Here is a 19,722-nt window from a genome sequence, read left to right on the forward strand (position 1 = left end):
AGAAGAGGATTCTTTGAGCGCCCGGATCCCCCCGGTCCTTCGACCGGAACATCCGTCGGCGAGGTCACTCGCCCAACTGGTCAGCGAGTTCGGACTCGAGCACGAGGGTTCCCTCGACGGCATCGAGATCACCGGCATCACGCTGAGCACGGCGGACCTCCACCCCGGCGACCTGTACGTGGGCGTGCCCGGCGCGCACCGGCACGGAGCCGAGTTCGCCGACCAGGCACGTGACGGCGGCGCGGTCGCGCTGCTGACCGACGCCGCGGGGGCCGAGCTGGCCCGGTCCAGCGGTCTCCCCGTCGTCCTCGTCGACTCGCCCCGGGCGGCCCTCGGCGAGCTCTCGGCATGGATCTACCGCACGGACAGCGACGACGCACCCCTCCTCCTCGCGGTCACCGGCACCAACGGCAAGACCAGCACCTCGTACCTGCTCGAAGGCGTCCTGCGACAGCTGGGCCTCGTCACCGGCCTCAGCAGCACCGCCGAGCGCCACATCGGCGACCTCACCGTCGTCAGCCGCCTCACCACCCCCGAGGCCAGCGAGATGCACGCCCTGCTGGCCCGCATGCGCGAGAGCGAGGTGCGCGCGGTGGCCGTCGAGGTCAGTGCCCAGGCACTCAGCCGCAACCGCGTCGACGGCCTCGTCTTCGACGTCGCCGCCTTCACGAACCTGAGCCACGACCACCTCGACGACTACGCCGACATGGAGGAGTACTTCCAGGCGAAGTTGCCGCTCTTCCAGCCCGACCGTGCCCGTCGTGCCGTGGTCTCGCTCGACTCTCCCTACGGACAGCGCGTGGTGGACAACGCGCGCATCCCCCTGACGACGATCACGATCCTCCCCGACGTCGAGGCCGACTGGACGGTCCAGATCCTGGACGAGCAGGCCGCCTACACCGAGTTCCGTCTGTCGGGCCCCGAGCAGCGTTCGCTCGTGACGCGCGTCCCGCTGATCGGGTGGCACATGGTCGCGAACGCGGCCCTGGCGATCGTCATGCTGGTCGAGGCGGGCTTCGAGCTCGAGGCCATCGGCCAGGCGCTCGACGCCGACGGCGGCATCGTCGCGTACCTGCCCGGGCGCACCGAGCGGGTGTCCGGCGACACCGGCCCGAGCGTCTACGTCGATTTCGGCCACAGCCCCGACGCGTTCCTGACCACCCTGGCCGCGGTGCGCACCTTCACACCCGGCAAGGTCATCATGCTGTTCGGCGCGGACGGCGACCGCGACACGACGAAACGCGGCGAGATGGCCCGGGTGGCCGCGGCCGGTTCCGACATCCTCGTCGTGACCGACCACCACCCCCGTTTCGAAGACCCGGCCTCCATCCGCAAGACGCTCGTCGACGCCGCCCGCGAGGCGTACCCCGAGCACGAGATCCACGAGGTGAGCCCGCCCGAGGCGGCCATCCGGGCGGCCGTGGCCCTGGCCCGAGAAGGCGACTCGATCCTCTGGGCCGGTCCAGGCCACCAGGACTACCGCGACATCCGTGGTGAGCGCACCCCGTACTCCGCTCGCGACGAGGCCCGTGCCGCCCTGCGCGAGGCCGGGTGGTCCGAGTGATCGCGCTCACGCCTCGCCAGATCGCCGACATCACCGGCGGGCGCCTGGTCCACCCCGAGGAGGCGCGGGTCGCGACCCCGGTCGACGGCACGGTCGAGACCGACTCGCGTCTGGTCACCCCGGGGTCGATCTTCTTCGCCCTGCGCGGCGAGGTCACCGACGGGCACCTCTTCGTCGAGGCCGCCACGTCGAACGGCGCCGCCCTCGTGGTCGCCGAGCGCGAACTCGAGACGACCGCGCCGCTCGTCGTCGTCGACGACGGGGTCGTCGCGCTGTCCCGACTCGCCGCCGCCGTCGTCGAGCACGTCCGGCGCCTCGGACGCCTGAAGGTCGTCGGCGTCACGGGTTCCAACGGCAAGACGAGCACCAAGAACATGCTCCGCGCGGTACTGGGCGACGTCGCGCCGACCGTCGCCCCCCAGGGGTCGTTCAACAACCACGTCGGTGCCCCGATCTCGATGCTGCGCATCGACGAGACCACCGAGTACCTCGTCGTCGAGATGGGTGCGAGCGGCCCGGGCGAGATCGCCCGGCTCGTCGACATCGCCCGTCCCGACACCGGGGTCGTGCTCAAGGTCGGCCTCGCCCACGCGGGCGGCTTCGGCGGCATCGAGGGCACCCGTGCGGCGAAGGCCGAGATGGTGACCGACCTGCCCGCCACGGGGACGGCCGTCCTCAACGCCGACGACGACCGCGTCGCCGGCATGGCGTCCGTGACGGCCGCACGGGTCGTCACCTTCGGTCAGGGTGCCTCGGCCGACTACCGGGCGTCCGACATCGACGTCTCGGCGTCGGGCACCTCCTTCACCTTCGAGCACGGCGACGCGAGCCGCCGGGTGTCGCTGCGCATCCTGGGCGAGCACCACGTGATGAACGCCTTGGCGGCCCTCAGCGTCGTCGGCGAATGGGGCGTCGACCTCGATCGGGCCGTGACGGTCCTCGAGGGCGTGACACGGGCCGAGCGCTGGCGCATGGAGGTCCTGGACGCCCCCGGCGGCGTGACGGTCGTGAACGACGCCTACAACGCGAGTCCCGACTCGGTCGCCGCGGCGTTGAAGACCCTCGCCCAGATCACCGGCCCCGACCACCGATCGGTGGCCGTGCTCGGCGAGATGGCCGAGCTCGGCGAGTACGCGCGTGACGAGCACGACCGCGTCGGCCGCCTGGTCGTCCGGCTCAACGTGGGCCAACTCGTGGTCGTCGGCCACGAGGCACGACACATCCACATGGCGGCGGGCCTCGAAGGCTCGTGGGACGGAGAAAGCGTGCTGGTCGACACGATCGACGAGGCGTACGACTTCTTGCAGGGCACCCTGCGAGCCGGGGACGTCGTCCTCGTGAAGTCGTCCAAATCGGCCGGCCTGCGCCTCCTGGGTGACCGCCTGGCCGGGGTGACCGCATGATCGCGCTGCTGATCGGCGGCGGGTTCTCCCTCGCCTTCACGCTGCTGATGACGCCGGCGTTCATCAAGCTCTTCCACCGTCTCGGGTGGGGTCAGTTCATCCGCGACGACGGCCCGCAGTCGCACCACACCAAGCGCGGCACGGCGACCATGGGCGGCATCGTCCTGATCATCGGCACCGTGCTCGGCTACTTCATCGGTCACCTGGTCGGCGGGGACGAGCTCACCCTCAGCGGCATGCTCGTGCTGTTCATGATGGTCGGCCTCGGCGTGGTCGGGTTCCTCGACGACTTCCTCAAGGTGCGCAACCAGCGCAGCCTCGGGCTCGGCGGGTGGGCGAAGATCGCCGGGCAGGTCGTCGTGGGGGCGGTGTTCGCCGTCCTGGCGCTCTCCTTCACGAACGATCGCGGGCTCGCCCCCGCGTCGACGATGATCTCGGGCCTGCGCGACATCCCCTGGCTCGACTTCATGTTCTTCGGCACCATCGTCGGGGGCGGGCTGTTCCTGATCTGGGTCGTCCTGATCACCGTCAGCACCTCCAACGGCGTGAACGTCGCGGACGGCCTGGACGGTCTCGCCACGGGCGCCTCCATCCTCGCGATCGCGTCGTACATCTTCATCGGCTTCTGGCAGAACAACCAGCTCTGCACGAGCGTGCGCCTCGACGAGGCCACGCGGGCGGCCTGCTACCAGGTGGCCGACCCGCTCGACCTGGCCGTGGTCGCCGCCTGCATCTGCGGTGGCCTGATCGGGTTCCTCTGGTGGAACACCTCGCCTGCACAGATCTTCCTGGGCGACACCGGTTCGCTGGGCCTCGGCGGGGCGCTGGCCGCCCTGGCCATCCTGAGCCGCACCGAACTCCTGCTCGTGCTGATCGGTGGTCTCTTCATCGTCGTCACCGGCTCGGTGATCCTGCAACGGGCGTACTTCAAGATCACGAAGGGCAAGCGGATCTTCCTGATGAGCCCCTTGCACCACCACTTCGAACTCAAGGGCTGGGCCGAGGTGACCGTCGTGGTCCGGTTCTGGATCATCGCCGGGCTCTTCGTCGCCGCCGGCGTCGGCACCTTCTACCTCGAATGGATCCTCCGCACCTCATGAGCGACGGCAGCACCGCCCCCCTCGCCGAGCGGCTCGCCGGGCTCGACAGCTGGCACGCCGATTGGTCGGGTCTGCGCGTGGCCGTCCTCGGGCTCGGCGCGACCGGTTTCTCGGTGGCCGACACCCTGGCCGAACTGGGCGCCGACGTCCTCGTCGTGGCCCCCGCGGTCGACGCCGACAGGGCCGAGCTGCTGCAACTGATCGGGGCCCGTCTCGACGAGGTCGAGTCCACCGACACACCGTCGGCCACGCTCACGGCCTTCGACGCGCACCTCGTCGTGGCCAGCCCGGGCTTCGCCCCGCACCACCCCCTGGTCCGCTGGGCCGTCGACTCGGGGAGGGCCGTGTGGGGTGACGTCGAGCTGGCCTGGCGCGTACGCGACAAGGTCGAGCGCGTGGCCGAGTGGGTGCTCGTCACCGGGACGAACGGCAAGACCACGACGACGCAGCTGGCGTCGGCGATGGCCGGCGCCGACGGTCGCCGCGTGGCGGCCTGCGGCAACATCGGCGTACCCGTCCTCGACGCGGTGCGCGACCCCGACGGCTTCGACCTGTTCGTCGTCGAGCTCTCGAGCCACCAACTGCACTACCTGCCGACCGGGGGAGCCGGTGCCCTCCGGCCCCGAGCTTCCGTCTGTCTCAACCTCGAGGCGGACCACCTCGAGTGGCACGGCGGGGCGGACGCCTACCGTGCCGCGAAGGCCAAGGTGTACGAGAACACGGTCGTGGCGTGCGTCTACAACAAGGCGGACGAGGCGACCCTGCGCATGGTCGAGGAAGCCGACGTCGAGGAGGGCTGCCGCGCCGTGGGCTTCGGCCTCGACGCCCCGGGGCCCAGCGAGGTCGGCATCGTGACCGGCGACGGGGTCTCCGTCCTGGCCGACCGCGCCTTCCTCGCCGAGCGCCACACGCGAGCGCTCGAACTGACCACCCGGGAGGCCCTCGAGGGCGTCGGCCTCGGCGCCGACCACCTCGTCGAGGACGTGCTCGCGGCCGCCGCGCTCGTGCGTGCGGTGGGCGTCGCTCCCGTCTCGATCCGCGACGCCCTCGCCGGCTTCGCGGTGGACCACCACCGCACCGAGGTCGTGGCCGAGTCCGGCGGCGTGACCTGGGTCGACGACTCCAAGGCGACGAACCCGCACGCCGCGCGCGCCTCCCTGACGTCCTTCCCGTCGGTCGTCTGGATCGTCGGAGGCCTGTTCAAGGGCGTCGACGTCGAGCCACTCGTCCTCGAGTCCACGGACGCCGTCCGGGCGGCCGTGTTCGTCGGCGTCGACCGTGAGCCGCTCCGCCGGGCCTTCTCCCGACACGCGCCCGGCATCCCCGTCTTCGAGGTCGACGCCACCGACACTGGGCAGGTGATGCCGACGGCCGTGCGCCTCGCCGCGAGCGTGGCCCGTCCCGGGGACACCGTGCTCCTCGCCCCGGCGGCGGCGTCCATGGACCAGTTCACCGACTACACGGCCCGAGGGCGATCCTTCGCCCAGGCCGTACACGAACACTTGAGGGGTGACGTCGATGGCCAACCCGCCGTCCAGCCTCCCGCGCCGTCGGCCGACTGAGTCGAGCCGCACGCGCCGCGGGCCCGTCCGACCGAGCGACGACGCCTCGAGCGGCCTGGGGTCCTCGAAGCGCACCGCCGGCGCCGTCGTCCGCGTCAAGAAGCTCTTCGCCGCCGAGACGGGCTCGTACTTCGTCATCCTCGGGACGACGTTGTTCATGGTCGTGCTCGGGCTGGTCATGGTGCTCTCGTCGTCCTCGGTCGAGCAGTACATCTCGTCACGACACACGTCGTTCTTCGGCGCGTTCATCCGACAGGGCACGTACGCGGCCGTGGGCATCCCGCTCATGCTCATCGTGTCCCGGCTGCCGGTGTCGTTCCTCAAGCGCTGGGCGTGGCACGTCCTGGGGGCGACCATCGTCCTGCAACTGCTCGTCTTCTCGCCCCTCGGCTACGAGATCGGCGGCAACCGCAACTGGATCGACCTCGGCTCGTTCACGGCGCAGCCCTCCGAGGCCGTCAAGCTCGCGTTGGCGATCTGGCTCGGCATGATCCTTTCGGTCAAGCGCGACCTGCTCGACGACTGGAAGCACCTGGCGATCCCGCTCGTGCCCGTGGCCGGCGTCGCGATCGGCCTCGTCGTGCTCGGTGGCGACCTCGGGACGACCATGATCATGCTCCTGCTCGTCTTCGCGGCCGTCTGGTTCGCCGGCGTCCGGCTGCGCTACCTGCTGGCGCCCCTCGCGTTCCTCGCGGTGGTCGTGCCCCTGATCGCCCAGGGGTCGAGTTCGCGCAACTCACGCATCGCCGCGTGGCTGTCGGGTTGCTCGGACTCGAGCCAGTACCAGGCCGAGTGCTGGCAGACCCTGCACGGAACGTGGGCGCTGGCCTCGGGGGGACTCTTCGGCGTCGGTCTCGGCAACTCGAAGTCGAAGTGGTCCTGGCTGCCCGAGGCCGACAACGACTTCATCTTCGCCATCATCGGCGAAGAGCTCGGATTGATCGGAGCGATGGTCGTGTTGGCCCTCTTCATCGTCCTCGCCGTCGGTTTCGTCAAGATCATCCGCCGGACGAACGACCCCTTCGTCCGTGTGACGACCGGGGCCATCACGGCGTGGATCATCGGTCAGGCGCTCGTCAACATCGCGGTCGTCCTGGGGCTGCTGCCCGTCTTGGGCGTCCCCTTGCCGCTCATCTCGGCCGGTGGATCGGCGTTGATCGTCACGCTCGTGGCCATCGGCGTCGTGCTCTCGTTCGCCCGGGTGCCCGAAGAGTCCGCGACGCCGCAGGGGCTCCCGCGACAGCGGGTAGGGTCTCTGCGGTGACGACGTATCTCCTCGCCGGCGGTGGCACCGCCGGGCACGTGAACCCCCTCCTCGCCGTGGCCGATCGGCTCCGTCGGCGCGAGCCCGACGCGACCGTGCTCGTGCTCGGCACCGCCGAGGGGCTCGAGGCACGGCTCGTCCCGCAACGCGGGTACGAACTGCTCACCGTGCCGCGGCTGCCCTTCCCCCGCAAGCCCTCCGCGGCGGCGCTGCGATTCCCCGGCCGACTCGCCGGCGCGATCGACGGCATCCGGTCCTTGCTCGCACAGCACGACGTCGACGTCGTCGTCGGATTCGGCGGCTACGCAGCCGCCCCGGCCTACGTCGCGGCCTGGCGGTCGAAGGTGCCCGTGGTCGTCCACGAGGCCAACGCGAAACCCGGCATGGCGAACGTCCTCGGCTCGTTCCTCTCGTCCCACGTCGGCGTCGTCTTCCGCTCCACCCGACTCCGGGGCGGACGGCAGGTCGGCATGCCGTTGCGCGACGAGATCGAGTCCCTCGACCGACGGGCCCACCGCGACGAGGCCGTCGCGGCCTTCGGCCTCGACCCGGCGCGGCCGACCCTGCTCGTCACGGGTGGTTCGACCGGTGCGCGGCGGCTGAACGAGACCATGTCGCGGGCGGCCGTCAGCGTGCTCGGCGCCGGCTGGCAGATCCTGCACATCACGGGTGAGAAGTCCGATCTCACCTCGACCGACCTCGACGGCCACCACCTCCTCCGGTACTGCGACCGCATGGACCTCGCGCTCTCGGCGGCGGACTTCGTCGTCTCCCGGGCCGGCTCGGCCACGGTCAGCGAGCTCACCGCGCTCGGGTTGCCCTCGGTGCTGGTCCCGTACCCGGTGGGCAACGGCGAACAGCGACACAACGCCACCGACGTCGTCGGTGCCGGGGGAGCACTGCTCGTCGCCGACGCCGACTTCACGCCCGCCTGGGTCGAGCGCACGCTCGTCCCCCTGCTGCTCGACCGGGCCGTCGTGGCGGACATGGCCGTCCGCGCCGCCTCGGTCGGGGTGCGCGACGGCACCGACCGCACGGTCGACCTCGTCCTCGACGCCGTGGGCCGCGCCTCCTCGTCCTCCCCGAACCCCGACCTCAGCGAGACATCATGATCAAACCCGACCTCGACCAGCCGATCCCCGCCGAACTCGGTGCCGTCCACTTCGTCGGCATCGGCGGCTCCGGGATGAGCGGCATCGCCCGGGTCTTCCTCGCCGCCGGCCACCGTGTCACCGGGTCGGACGCCCGCGACAGCGCGGCCGTCGAGTCGCTCCGGGCGGCCGGCGCCGAGATCGTGATCGGCCACGACGCGGCCAACGTCGGCGACGCCGACACGCTCGTGGTGACCGGCGCCCTCTGGCAGGACAACCCCGAGTACCAGCTCGCGTTGTCGAAGGGACTGCCCGTCCTGCACCGCTCGCAGGCGCTCGCCTGGCTCGTCGGGCAGCAGCGGCTCGTCTCGGTCGCCGGGGCGCACGGGAAGACCACGTCCACCGGCATGATCGTCACCGCCCTGCTCGCCGCGGGGCACGACCCGAGCTTCGTGAACGGCGGGGTCATCCAGTCGTTGGGCGTCAGCGCCCGTGGCGGTGACGACGACCTGTTCGTCGTCGAGGCCGACGAGTCCGACGGCTCGTTCCTGCTCTACGACACCTCGGTCGCCCTGATCACGAACGTCGACGCCGACCACCTCGACCACTACGGCTCGCACGAGGCGTTCGACGACGCCTTCGTCCGGTTCGCGTCGGCAGCGCGCGAGTTCGTCGTCGTCTCGAGCGACGACGACGGTGCCGTCCGTGTCACCGAACGCCTCGACCACCCGCGCGTCGTGACCTTCGGCGAGGCCGCCGACGCCGACGTCCGCCTGAGCGACGTCGCCACGACCGGTCCGGTCTCGTTCACCCTGCACGCCCAGGGTCGTTCGTGGCCCGTGCAGTTGCGCGTGCCCGGGCGGCACAACGCCGTCAACGCCGCCGGTGCCTTCGCGGTCCTCGTCGGCCTGGGCGTCGACGCGGAGGCCGCCATCGCGGGTCTCGAGACCTTCGGCGGCACCGAGCGGCGGTTCGAACTGCACGGCGTCGTGCGGGGCGTCAGCGTGTACGACGACTACGCCCACCACCCCACCGAGGTCGCCGCCGCGCTGCAGGCGGCGCGTTCCGTGGTCGGCGACGGGCGCCTCATCGCCGTGCACCAACCCCACCTCTACAGCCGCACGCGGATGATGGCCGGCGAGTTCGCCGAGACCTACGAGCGACTCGCGGACCACACCATCGTGCTCGACGTGTACGGCGCGCGCGAGGACCCCGAGCCCGGCGTCACCGGCGCGCTGGTGTCCGAACGCTTCGCCGACCCCGACCGCGTCGACTTCGTGTCCGACTGGCAGGCCGCGGCGGACCGGACGGCCGAGGTCGCTCGAGAGGGCGACTTCGTCATCACGCTCGGCTGCGGCGACGTCTACCGCATCGTGCCGCAACTGCTCGGCTCACTCGACGCGGCCCACGAACCCGTCGTCGCCGTCGCGGAGGACTCCGCGGAGTGACTCGTCACGACAGGTCCGTGGTGTCGGGGGCCCTCCGATGAAGCGGCCCGACGGATTCGACGAACCAGAAGACACCCCGACTCCTCCGGCGGCGCCCAACCGACGCCGTCGGGGACGGGACCCGGAGGCCACCGGGCCCGTCCCCGTCGTCGGTGCCTCGCGGCCTCCCCGAGGTGCTGCCGGTGACTCGCGGGCGGCCGACGCCGACGCATCCGATCCGTCGTCCCCGTCGTCGCTCAAGGGCCGCCTCGAGTCGATCACCGGAGCCCCCGCGGCCTGGCGGGACCGCCTGACGAAGCCCTCGACCTCCGACGCGAGCGATCACCCCGGGCGGGTCGCACCTCGGGGCTCCGAGCCTCCGCGCATCGAGGCACCCGACGGCACGGCCGCCGAGGCCAAGGCACGAGCCGTCGCGGCACGCCGGCAGGCGCGTCGGGCATCGAGCGAACGGAGGCGCGTCGAGCGCGTCGAGGTCCGTCGCTTCACGCGTCGCAGCCGACACCGTCGGGCGACCCTGGTGTCGCTCGGGGCCGTCGTGCTCCTCCTCGTCGCGTCCGTCGTGGTCGCCGTGTTCACGCCGCTCCTGTCGTTGCAGACCATCCGTGTCGAGGGGACGGACCGCGTCGACGCCGCGGCCGTGCAGACCGCCCTCGACGGGCAGCTCGGCACGCCCCTCGCCCTCATCGACTTCGACGAGGTCACCCGCGAGCTCGGGGCGTTCCCCCTGATCGCCAGCTACGTGACCGAGACCGCTCCGCCCCACACGCTCGTCGTGCGCATCCAGGAGCGGCAGCCTGTCGCCACGGTCGCCGCGGGGGAGGGGTTCGACCTCGTCGACCCGGCCGGCGTCGTGGTCCAGACGCTCGACGCCCGGCAAGAGGGAGTACCCCTGGTCGACGTCGGGGGAGCAGCCCTCGACGGCCCCGCGTACCGTTCGGTGGCCGAGGTGCTGCTGGCCTTGCCGGTCACGTTGCGTTCGACCGTCGACACCGTGACGGCGTCGACGGCCGACGACGTGACCCTGCAACTCACCTCGGGTGAGCGGGTCGTGTGGGGCAGCGCCGACGAGTCGGCGAAGAAGGCCCAGGTGCTCACCGGACTCATCGCCGACCAGGCCCGGCGCGACCCGGGCGCGAGCGTCGAGTACGACGTGTCCGCGCCCGACAACGGGATCATCAGGACGAGATGAGAGGGTGTGTTCGCGACACGCTGGCCACCCTGGCGACAGCGCCTGCGGCGCACCCATACCTTGTGACTGCAGAACTTGCATACCATGTACAACTTTAACCTTCAACTGCAGAGTTAAGGTTCAAGCGGAGGCCCGGACGTGACAACGAACCATAACTACCTAGCCGTGATCAAGGTCGTCGGTGTCGGCGGCGGTGGCGTCAACGCCGTCAACCGCATGATCGAACTCGGGCTCCGCGGGGTGGAGTTCATCGCCATCAACACGGACGCCCAGGCGCTGCTGCTGAGCGATGCCGACGTCAAGCTCGACGTCGGTCGCGAACTCACCCGGGGCCTCGGCGCCGGTGCCGACCCCGAGGTCGGGCGCCGCGCGGCGGAGGACCACGCCGAAGAGATCGAGGAAGCCCTCGCGGGTGCCGACATGGTCTTCGTCACGGCCGGCGAGGGCGGTGGCACCGGCACGGGCGGGGCCCCGGTCGTCGCCCGCATCGCGAAGTCGATCGGCGCACTGACCATCGGTGTCGTCACCAAGCCCTTCGGCTTCGAGGGCAAGCGCCGTCAGGCCCAGGCCGAAGCCGGCGTGGCCGCCCTGAAGGACGAGGTCGACACCCTCATCGTCGTCCCCAACGACCGCCTGCTCGAGATCAGCGAACGCGGCATCAGCATGGTGGAGGCCTTCGGCACGGCCGACCAGGTGCTCCTCGCCGGTGTCCAGGGCATCACCGACCTGATCACCACGCCCGGTCTCATCAACCTCGACTTCGCCGACGTCAAGTCGGTCATGCAGGGTGCCGGCTCGGCCCTCATGGGCATCGGATCGTCGCGGGGCGCGGACCGCGCCATCAAGGCGGCCGAGCTGGCCGTGGCGTCTCCGCTCCTCGAGGCGAGCATCGACGGCGCACACGGGGTCTTGTTGTCCATCCAGGGCGGTTCCAACCTGGGCATCTTCGAGATCAACGACGCGGCGCGCCTGGTGCAAGAGGCCGTCCACGCCGAGGCCAACATCATCTTCGGTGCCGTGATCGACGACACCCTCGGTGACGAGGTCCGCGTGACGGTCATCGCGGCGGGGTTCGACGGTGGTGAGCCCTCGACGAAGGTGAAGGATCGCCGGTCGAGCTTCGTCGACTCCGACGGCCCCACGGCGACCTCGGTCGCCGGCGTCTCGGCCATCGCCGACAGCGGTGCGACGCACGAGCCCGCGGCGTGGAAGCGGCCCGAAGAGCCCGCGACCCAGGCCGTCGACCCGGCCTTCGACGACGGTGACGACGACCTCGACGTCCCGGACTTCCTCAAGTAACGACGAGTGACCGATCCGAAGAGTGTCGACGGCGACCTGGGCGAGCGTCTCGCCCGGGTCGCCGCGGCCGTCGACGACGCCTGCACCGCTGTGGGACGCTCTCCGGGCGAGCTCACGACGATCGTCGTCACGAAATTCCATCCGCCCGGCCTCATCAGGGCGTTGTACGCCCTCGGGGTCCGCGACGTCGGCGAGAACCGTCACCAAGAGGCGCAGACCAAGGCCGTCGAATTGGACGACCTCGACGGACTCCGGTGGCACTTCGTGGGCCAGTTGCAGTCGAAGAAGGCGCGCCAGGCCCGGCGCTACGCGGACGCCGTCCACTCGCTCGACCGTGACTCGGTCGTCGACGCGCTCTCGGACGACTCCGGGTCCCTCGTCGACGGATTCGTCCAGGTCAACCTGACCGACGACCCCGGCCGCGGGGGAGTGGCCGAGCACGAGGTCGAGCGGCTCGCCGAGCGGGTGCTCTCGACCCCGGGGCTGCGACTGCGCGGCGTCATGGCCGTGGCCCCCCTGGGTGAGGAGGCGCGTCCGGCCTTCGCGCGCCTCCGTGCGGTCTCCGAAAGGGTGCGGTCCCTCGAGACCACTGCCGACGCGATCTCGGCCGGCATGTCTCCCGACTTCGTCGAGGCCGTCGCCGAGGGCGCGACACACCTACGGATCGGCACGGCAATCACGGGTTCTCGCCCCGATGCTCGTTAATGTCGGTCCTGACGATCCACTGACTCGGAGGAACACCATGGCCAACCCGCTGCGCAAGACGATGGTCTATCTGGGCCTCGCCGACGAAGAGCTCGAGTACGACGAGCAGCCTCACGAACGAGCGCAGCCCCAGCAGTCGCCGCGACCGCAGGCGGCCGCCCAGGCTCCGGCTCCCGTCGCCCCGGTCCACTCGGCTCCCGCCGCCCCCGCGCCCACCCGCGCCCCCGTGACGCCGCTGCGTCGCTCCTCGACCCCGAAGAACACGGTGCCCCACGACATGAACGAGATCCTGACGGTCCACCCCCGCGAGTACAAGGACGCCCAGGCGATCGCCGAGAGCTTCCGTGACGGCATCCCGGTGATCATCAACCTGTCGCAGATGACCGAGGCGGACGCCCGTCGTCTGGTCGACTTCGCCAGCGGTCTCTCGCAGGGGTTGTACGGCAAGATCGAGCGCGTGACCAACAAGGTCTTCCTGTTGTCGCCGGCGCACATCGCGGTGAGCGGTGATCAGGCTGAGGTAGAATCCGACATCGAAGCGTCGTTCTTCGCCCAGTCGTGACGAGTCCGTCGTCGCGGCTCCTCTGCGTCGACGTGACGACCTGCCCGTCCGCGAGTCTCCTCGCGCCGACTCGTGTGAGCTGATGACCCCCCGATGATCACTTACCTGATCGCCACGATCGCGTACTACGCGTTGCTGATCTTCTTCCTGCTCATGTGGGCCCGCTTCGTGCTCGACCTCGCGCAGTCGTTCAGCCGCGGGTGGCGCCCCAAGGGGCCGGTGCTCGTCATCGCCGAAGTGGCCTACACGGTGACCGACCCGCCCATCCGCCGCGTGCGGAAGATCCTGCCCCCCGTGCGGCTCGGATCGGTCGCGCTCGACTTCGGCTGGAGCATCATCATGCTGGCCGTCATCATCCTGATGAGCGTCGCCTCCGGGCTCCGCACCTTCGGCTGACCACGTCGTCCGTGGACGACAGGGTAGGCTCACTGCAGCGCCCGAACGGCACGATCCCGGCCCGACCGGGCCCCGCTCCTCTACGGTGTAGAAGAACGACCCAGACCACGATCACACGATCCAACAGATGCACGAGGTGACGGCAATGGCTTTGACGCCGGAAGACGTAGTCAACAAGCGGTTCCAGCCGACGAAGTTCCGCGAGGGATACGACCAAGACGAGGTCGACGACTTCCTCGACGAGGTCGTCGCCGAGCTGCGACGTCTCAACCAGGAGAACGACGAGCTGCGTCAGCGCCTCTCGTCCGGCGACTCCGCCCCCGTGGCGCAAGCCGCTCCCGTCTCGGCTCCGGTGGCCAGCGCGCCGGCTCCTGCGTCGGCACCGGCTCCCGCGTCGGCGCCCGAGGCCGTCGAGCCCGAGCCGGTCGTCGAGTCCGAGCCCGTCGTCGCGGCCCCGGCCGCCGTCGCGTCCGCTCCGGCCTACTCCGCCCCCGCGGTGTCCGAGGCCGACGAGACCAGCAGCACCAACAGCCTGCTGCAGCTCGCTCGCCGTCTGCACGAAGAACACGTCCGCGAGGGCGTCGAGAAGCGCGACCAGCTCATCGCCGAAGGCCACGCGACCGCGGCCCGTCTGGTGTCCGAGGGCGAGGCCCGCCAGCGTGAGGTCGTCGCCGAGGCCGAGACGAAGTCCCGCGACATCATCGGTGCCGCCGAGACCCAGCAGCGCGAGATCCTCGACCGCCTCAACACCGAGCGGTCGAGCGTCGAGCGTCGCATCGACGACCTGCGCTCGTTCGAGCGTGACTACCGCTCCAAGCTCAAGAGCTACATCGAGGGTCAGCTGCACGAGCTCGACGGCGAGGGCACCGGCGAGGCCGGTCGGCCCACTCCGGCCAGCGCCCAGGGCTTCGGCTCGAACTAAGGACTTGTCGAGCGACAAGCCCGCCACGAAGGCCAGCGTCCGCGTTCTCGCGACGCTGGCCTTCGTCGCTGTCGTGGCCTACGGCCTCGACCAGGGCACCAAACTGCTGGTCACCCGGACTCTCGTCGAAGGAGGTTCCGTCGACGTCGTCGGCGAGTTCTTCCAGTTGCACTTCGTCAAGAACCCCGGTGCCGCCTTCTCGTTCGCGAGCGGGTCGACGTGGATCTTCTCGATCGCCGCCGCCGGCGTCGCCGTCGCGATCCTGGTCGTGGCCCGACGCATCCGATCGCTGGCCTGGTCGATCATGCTGGGCATGCTGCTCGGCGGCACCCTCGGCAACCTGACGGACCGCCTGCTCCGAGAGCCGTCGTTCGGCCAGGGGCACGTGGTCGACTTCATCTACTTCCCCTCCCTGCTGCCGGCCATCTTCAACGTCGCCGACGTCTTCATCGTGTCCAGCATGGGATTGCTCCTCCTGCTCACGCTGCTGGGCATCGGGCTCGACGGCACGCGCACGCCGAGCGCCGGCAAGTCGGCTCGACCGGCGGGCGACGGTCGCGACGGCGACCCTCAAGTGGCCGGCTCCACGGCCGTCGGCGACCCGGGCACGTCCGGTGACGAGCCCGGCGGTCCCGTCGACACGACGCCTCCTGCCGATCACCGGAGCGCCTCGTGAGCGAGACGCGCGCCCTCCCGGTCCCCGACGGGCTCGCCGGCGAACGTGTCGACGCCGCCCTGGCCAAGCTGCTCGGCTTCAGCCGGACCTTCGCGGCCGAGGTCGCCGCCTCGGGCGGGGTGACGGTCGACGGGCGCACGGTCGGCAAATCGGACCGGCTCGAGGCCGGTGCGTGGCTCGACGTCACATGGTCACCGCGTGAGGCACCGGCCGTGGTCGCCGTCGAGGTGCCCGGCATGGCGGTCGTCCACGACGACGACGAGATCGTGGTCGTCGACAAGCCGGTCGGAGTCGCAGCACACCCGTCGGTGGGCTGGACGGGACCGACGGTGCTCGGCGGACTCGCCGCCGCGGGCTTCACCGTGTCGACCTCGGGCGCGTCCGAGCGTGCAGGCATCGTGCACCGCCTCGACGTCGGAACGAGCGGCCTCATGGTCGTCGCCAAGACCGAGCGGGCCTACACCCTGCTCAAACAGGCGTTCCGCGAACGCACCGTCGAGAAGATCTACAACGCGGTCGTCCAGGGCCACCCCGACCCGTTGACCGGGACGATCGACGCACCCATCGGGCGGCATCCGTCGTCCGACTGGAAGTTCGCCGTGGTCGTCGACGGCAAGCCGTCGGTCACCCACTACGAGACCGTCGAGGCGTTCCCGTCGGCGTCGTTGCTCGAGATCCACCTCGAGACGGGTCGGACCCACCAGATCCGCGTCCACATGGCCGCCCAGCGACACCCGTGCGTCGGTGACGCGACCTACGGAGCCGACCCGACGCTGTCGGCGACCCTCGGTCTCACGCGGCAGTGGCTGCATGCCGTCCAGCTCGGATTCCGACACCCCGGTACGGGTGAGCCGGTGGTCTACCGCTCGACCTACCCCAGCGACCTGCAGCACGCCCTCGACGTCCTCCGTCACGGTTAGGCTGTTCCCCTAGTCGCCAGATCCACCACCAGACGAGGAGCCCCGTGGCCTCGAGCAAAGACTCATTCGTCCATCTGCACGTGCACAGCGAGTACTCGATGCTCGACGGCGCCGCCCGGGTCAAACCGTTGGTCACCGAGGCCGCCGCCCAGGGCATGCCCGCGGTGGCGGTCACCGACCACGGCAACGTGTTCGGTGCGTACGACTTCTGGAAGACGGCGACCGAGGCGGGCGTCAAACCCATCATCGGCACCGAGGCTTACATCACACCGGGCACGCACCGGGGCGACAAGACTCGCGTGCGCTGGGGCGACGGTGGACGAGACGACGTGTCGGGCTCCGGTGCCTACACGCACATGACGCTGTTGTCCGAGAACACCACGGGCATGCACAACCTGTTCCGGCTCTCGTCCCGGGCCTCGCTCGAGGGCTACTACTTCAAGCCGCGCATGGACCGCGAGCTGCTCTCCCAGTACTCCGAGGGCCTCATCGCGACGACCGGCTGCCCGAGCGGCGAGGTCCAGACCCGCCTGCGGCTCGGCCAGTACGACGAAGCGCTCAAGGCGGCCTCCGACTTCCGCGACATCTTCGGCCGCGAGAACTACTTCGCCGAGATCATGGACCACGGGCTCGGCATCGAGCGGCAGATCATGGGCGACCTGTTGCGCCTGGCGAAAGACCTCGACCTGCCCCTCGTCGCGACGAACGACCTCCACTACACGCACGAGCACGACGCGACCAGCCACGCTGCTCTCCTCTGCGTCCAGTCCGGCTCGACGCTGAACGACCCCAACCGGTTCAAGTTCGACGCCGACGAGTTCTACCTCAAGTCCGCCCAGCAGATGCGGCACCTCTTCCGCGACCACCCCGAGGCCTGCGACAACACGCTCCTCATCGCCGAGCGCTGCGACGTGCAGTTCAACACCTCGGCCAACTACATGCCGCGTTACCCGGTGCCCGAGGGCGAGACCGAAGAGACCTGGTTCATCAAAGAGGTCGAGAAGGGGCTCGTGTACCGCTATCCCGCGGGCATCCCGGACGACGTGCGCAAGCAGGCCGAATACGAGATCGGCGTCATCACCGGCATGGGCTTCCCCGGCTACTTCCTCGTGGTCGCCGACTTCATCAACTGGTCCAAGGAGAACGGCATCCGGGTCGGTCCGGGCCGTGGTTCGGGGGCCGGCTCGATGGCCGCCTACGCCATGCGCATCACCGATCTCGATCCTCTGCGCCACGGTCTGATCTTCGAGCGGTTCCTCAACCCCGATCGCGTGTCCATGCCCGACTTCGACGTCGACTTCGACGACCGTCGTCGCGGCGAGGTGATCCAGTACGTCACCGAGAAGTACGGAGACGAACGCGTCGCCCAGATCGTCACGTACGGCACCATCAAGGCCAAGCAGGCCTTGAAAGACAGTTCACGGGTGCTCGGGTTCCCCTTCGGCATGGGTGAGAAGCTCACCAAGGCCATGCCCCCCGCCGTGATGGGCAAGGACATCCCGCTCACCGGCATCTTCGACAAGCAGCACGAGCGCTACAAAGAGGCCGGCGACATCAGGACGGTCGTCGAGTCCGACCCCGAGGCCAAGACCGTCTTCGACACGGCGTTGGGGCTCGAGGGCCTGAAACGTCAGTGGGGCGTGCACGCGGCAGGCGTCATCATGTCGAGCGATCCGCTCATCGACATCATCCCGATCATGAAGCGCGAGCAGGACGGGCAGATCGTCACGCAGTTCGACTATCCGGCCTGCGAGTCGCTGGGCCTGATCAAGATGGACTTCCTGGGGCTGCGGAACCTCACGATCATCAACGACGCCCTCGACAACATCAAGACGAACCGCGGTTTCGACCTCGTGCTCGAAGACCTCGAGCTCGACGACCGGGGGGCCTACGAGTTGCTGGGTCGCGGCGACACGCTCGGGGTGTTCCAACTCGACGGCGGGCCCATGCGCGGGCTCCTCCGGCTGATGAAGCCCGACAACTTCGAAGACATCTCGGCCGTCATCGCGCTGTACCGCCCGGGGCCCATGGGCGCGAACTCGCACACGAACTACGCGCTCCGCAAGAACGGCGCGCAAGACATCACCCCGATCCACCCCGAGCTCGAAGAGCCGCTCAAAGAGATCCTGTCGACCAGCTACGGGCTGATCATCTACCAAGAGCAGGTCATGGCCATCGCGCAGAAGGTCGCCGGCTTCTCGCTCGGTCAGGCAGACATCCTCCGGCGGGCCATGGGCAAGAAGAAGAAGTCCGAGCTCGACAAGCAGTACGCCGGGTTCGAGCAGGGCATGTTCGACAACGGCTTCTCGCCCGATGCCGTCAAGATGCTCTGGGACATCCTGCTGCCCTTCTCGGACTACGCCTTCAACAAGGCGCACTCCGCGGCGTACGGCGTCGTCTCGTACTGGACGGCCTATCTCAAGGCCCACTACCCGGCCGAGTACATGGCCGCCCTGCTCACCAGCACGGGGGACTCCCGCGACAAGCTGGGTCTCTACCTCAACGAGTGTCGCCGCATGGGCATCAAGGTGCTGCCACCCGACGTCAACGAATCCATCGGCTTCTTCGCGGCCGTCGGCGACGACATCCGCTTCGGCATGGGTGCCGTGCGCAACGTCGGCTTCAACGTCGTCGACCATGTCATCGCCGCGCGCAAAAAAGAGGGGGCGTTCACCTCGTTCCACGACTTCCTGCGCAAGGTGCCGCTCCCCGTGGCGAACAAGCGCACCGTCGAGTCGCTCGTCAAGGCCGGCGCATTCGACTCCCTGGGGTCGACGCGGCGTGCCCTCGTCGAGATCCACGAGTCCGCCGTCGAGGCGGCGGTCAGCGAGAAGAGGGCCGAGGCGAACGGTCAGGTCGGCTTCGACTTCGACTCCCTGTGGGACGAGCCGCAGGACGTCCAGCACGTGCCCGAACGTCCTGAGTGGTCCAAGCGCGACAAGCTGGCCTTCGAGCGCGACATGCTGGGCCTGTACGTCTCCGACCACCCGCTCGCGGGCCTCGAGCTCCCCTTGGCCAAGCATGCCCAGACGACGGTCACCGACATCCTGGCGAGCGACCCCGCGACCATCGACGGCGAGACGGTCACGATCGCGGGGCTCATCACCAGCGTGCAGCACCGGGTCGCACGCAACTCGGGCAACCCCTACGGAATCATCACCGTCGAGGACTTCGGGGGCGAGATCTCCGCCATGTTCCTCGGCAAGACCTACCAAGAATTCGGGCCGTCGCTCGTCGGGGACTCGATCATCGTCCTGAAGGGTCGGGTCAGCGTCCGCGACGACGGCATGAACATGCACGCCGCGAGCATGTTCATGCCCGACCTCGGTGTCGGCGTGAACCACGGGCCGCTGCTCCTGCAGATGCCCGAGCACCGGGCGACGCACGACACGGTCACCGAGCTGGCAGCGGTGCTCGGGCGTCACGCCGGCGGCACCGAAGTCCGTCTCCGACTCGTCAAGGGCGAAGCCGCACGGGTCTTCGAGATCCCCATGCCGGTCGACGTCACGGCCGACCTGTTCGGCGAACTGAAGAGCCTGCTGGGCCCCGGCTGCCTCGTCTGAGGTGGCCGGTGCTCCGGCGGGTCCTGGTGCCCCGACCGGTTCCGGCGCCCGGCATCCG

The 19,722-nt window shown here is 69.8% G+C and carries 16 protein-coding genes; all 16 read left to right on the forward strand.

Going from position 1 to position 19,722, the window contains the following annotated elements; all coding sequences use genetic code 11:
• Nucleotides 1-13 precede the first annotated feature (13 nt).
• The 16 genes from HQQ78_RS00915 to dnaE all read left to right on the forward strand — a co-directional run bounded on the left by HQQ78_RS00915 (nt 14) and on the right by dnaE (nt 19,664).
• A complete protein-coding gene (locus HQQ78_RS00915; protein WP_056045031.1) occupies nt 14-1,564 on the forward strand; it encodes a Mur ligase family protein in 1,551 nt (516 codons plus the stop codon).
• The gene (gene murF, locus HQQ78_RS00920) at nt 1,561-2,967 is read left to right on the forward strand and encodes a UDP-N-acetylmuramoyl-tripeptide--D-alanyl-D-alanine ligase (RefSeq protein WP_173150811.1); all 1,407 of its coding nucleotides are present in this window, start codon (nt 1,561-1,563) and stop codon (nt 2,965-2,967) included. Before HQQ78_RS00915 ends, murF begins: the two co-directional genes overlap by 4 nt.
• Nucleotides 2,964-4,067, forward strand: a complete 1,104-nt coding sequence (gene mraY / locus HQQ78_RS00925) for a phospho-N-acetylmuramoyl-pentapeptide-transferase (protein WP_043594922.1) — start codon at nt 2,964-2,966, stop codon at nt 4,065-4,067. Before murF ends, mraY begins: the two co-directional genes overlap by 4 nt.
• Nucleotides 4,064-5,629, forward strand: coding sequence for a UDP-N-acetylmuramoyl-L-alanine--D-glutamate ligase (gene murD, locus HQQ78_RS00930; protein WP_173150812.1), 1,566 nt, complete (start codon nt 4,064-4,066; stop codon nt 5,627-5,629). Before mraY ends, murD begins: the two co-directional genes overlap by 4 nt.
• A complete protein-coding gene (gene ftsW, locus HQQ78_RS00935) occupies nt 5,586-6,893 on the forward strand; it encodes a putative lipid II flippase FtsW (protein ID WP_173150813.1) in 1,308 nt (435 codons plus the stop codon). Before murD ends, ftsW begins: the two co-directional genes overlap by 44 nt.
• A complete protein-coding gene (locus tag HQQ78_RS00940) occupies nt 6,890-8,005 on the forward strand; it encodes a glycosyltransferase (protein ID WP_123570017.1) in 1,116 nt (371 codons plus the stop codon). Before ftsW ends, HQQ78_RS00940 begins: the two co-directional genes overlap by 4 nt.
• The gene (murC, locus tag HQQ78_RS00945; RefSeq protein ID WP_173150814.1) at nt 8,002-9,432 is read left to right on the forward strand and encodes a UDP-N-acetylmuramate--L-alanine ligase; all 1,431 of its coding nucleotides are present in this window, start codon (nt 8,002-8,004) and stop codon (nt 9,430-9,432) included. The genes HQQ78_RS00940 and murC overlap by 4 nt, the downstream gene beginning before the upstream one ends.
• Nucleotides 9,433-9,469: 37 nt before the next feature.
• Nucleotides 9,470-10,621 carry an FtsQ-type POTRA domain-containing protein gene (locus HQQ78_RS00950; protein WP_173150815.1) on the forward strand — a complete coding sequence of 384 codons (1,152 nt, stop codon included), beginning with the start codon at nt 9,470-9,472 and terminating at the stop codon, nt 10,619-10,621.
• Between the two features lie 138 nt (nt 10,622-10,759).
• Nucleotides 10,760-11,920 (forward strand): cell division protein FtsZ, encoded by a 1,161-nt coding sequence (gene ftsZ, locus HQQ78_RS00955; protein ID WP_043594926.1) that lies wholly within the window; start codon nt 10,760-10,762, stop codon nt 11,918-11,920.
• Between the two features lie 6 nt (nt 11,921-11,926).
• Complete coding sequence (locus HQQ78_RS00960) at nt 11,927-12,625, forward strand: YggS family pyridoxal phosphate-dependent enzyme (RefSeq protein ID WP_173150816.1); 699 nt, start codon at nt 11,927-11,929, stop codon at nt 12,623-12,625.
• A gap of 37 nt (nt 12,626-12,662) precedes the next feature.
• On the forward strand, nt 12,663-13,187 hold the full coding sequence (locus HQQ78_RS00965; RefSeq protein ID WP_123570020.1) for a cell division protein SepF: 525 nt from the start codon (nt 12,663-12,665) through the stop codon (nt 13,185-13,187).
• A 93-nt stretch (nt 13,188-13,280) separates the two neighbouring features.
• Nucleotides 13,281-13,583: a YggT family protein gene (locus tag HQQ78_RS00970; RefSeq protein WP_056045042.1), complete on the forward strand. Its 303-nt coding sequence runs from the start codon at nt 13,281-13,283 to the stop codon at nt 13,581-13,583.
• Between the two features lie 145 nt (nt 13,584-13,728).
• Nucleotides 13,729-14,505, forward strand: a complete 777-nt coding sequence (locus HQQ78_RS00975; protein ID WP_056045044.1) for a DivIVA domain-containing protein — start codon at nt 13,729-13,731, stop codon at nt 14,503-14,505.
• 4 nt (nt 14,506-14,509) lie between these two features.
• On the forward strand, nt 14,510-15,181 hold the full coding sequence (gene lspA / locus HQQ78_RS00980; RefSeq protein ID WP_173150817.1) for a signal peptidase II: 672 nt from the start codon (nt 14,510-14,512) through the stop codon (nt 15,179-15,181).
• Nucleotides 15,178-16,101, forward strand: a complete 924-nt coding sequence (locus HQQ78_RS00985; protein WP_173150818.1) for an RluA family pseudouridine synthase — start codon at nt 15,178-15,180, stop codon at nt 16,099-16,101. Before lspA ends, HQQ78_RS00985 begins: the two co-directional genes overlap by 4 nt.
• Nucleotides 16,102-16,199: 98 nt before the next feature.
• The gene (gene dnaE, locus HQQ78_RS00990) at nt 16,200-19,664 is read left to right on the forward strand and encodes a DNA polymerase III subunit alpha (RefSeq protein WP_056047386.1); all 3,465 of its coding nucleotides are present in this window, start codon (nt 16,200-16,202) and stop codon (nt 19,662-19,664) included.
• Nucleotides 19,665-19,722: the final 58 nt, after the last annotated feature.

Source organism: Frigoribacterium sp. VKM Ac-2859 (assembly GCF_013204925.1).
GTDB lineage: Bacteria > Actinomycetota > Actinomycetes > Actinomycetales > Microbacteriaceae > Frigoribacterium.

Coding starts and splice junctions, on each gene's coding strand:
- mraY (WP_043594922.1), top strand. CDS start 2,964: ATGATCGCGCTGCTGATCGGCGGCGGGTTCTCCCTCGCCTTCACGCTG.
- murD (WP_173150812.1), top strand. CDS start 4,064: ATGAGCGACGGCAGCACCGCCCCCCTCGCCGAGCGGCTCGCCGGGCTC.
- ftsW (WP_173150813.1), top strand. CDS start 5,586: ATGGCCAACCCGCCGTCCAGCCTCCCGCGCCGTCGGCCGACTGAGTCG.
- murC (WP_173150814.1), top strand. CDS start 8,002: ATGATCAAACCCGACCTCGACCAGCCGATCCCCGCCGAACTCGGTGCC.
- HQQ78_RS00950 (WP_173150815.1), top strand. CDS start 9,470: ATGAAGCGGCCCGACGGATTCGACGAACCAGAAGACACCCCGACTCCT.
- HQQ78_RS00965 (WP_123570020.1), top strand. CDS start 12,663: ATGGCCAACCCGCTGCGCAAGACGATGGTCTATCTGGGCCTCGCCGAC.
- HQQ78_RS00970 (WP_056045042.1), top strand. CDS start 13,281: ATGATCACTTACCTGATCGCCACGATCGCGTACTACGCGTTGCTGATC.
- HQQ78_RS00975 (WP_056045044.1), top strand. CDS start 13,729: ATGGCTTTGACGCCGGAAGACGTAGTCAACAAGCGGTTCCAGCCGACG.
- dnaE (WP_056047386.1), top strand. CDS start 16,200: ATGCTCGACGGCGCCGCCCGGGTCAAACCGTTGGTCACCGAGGCCGCC.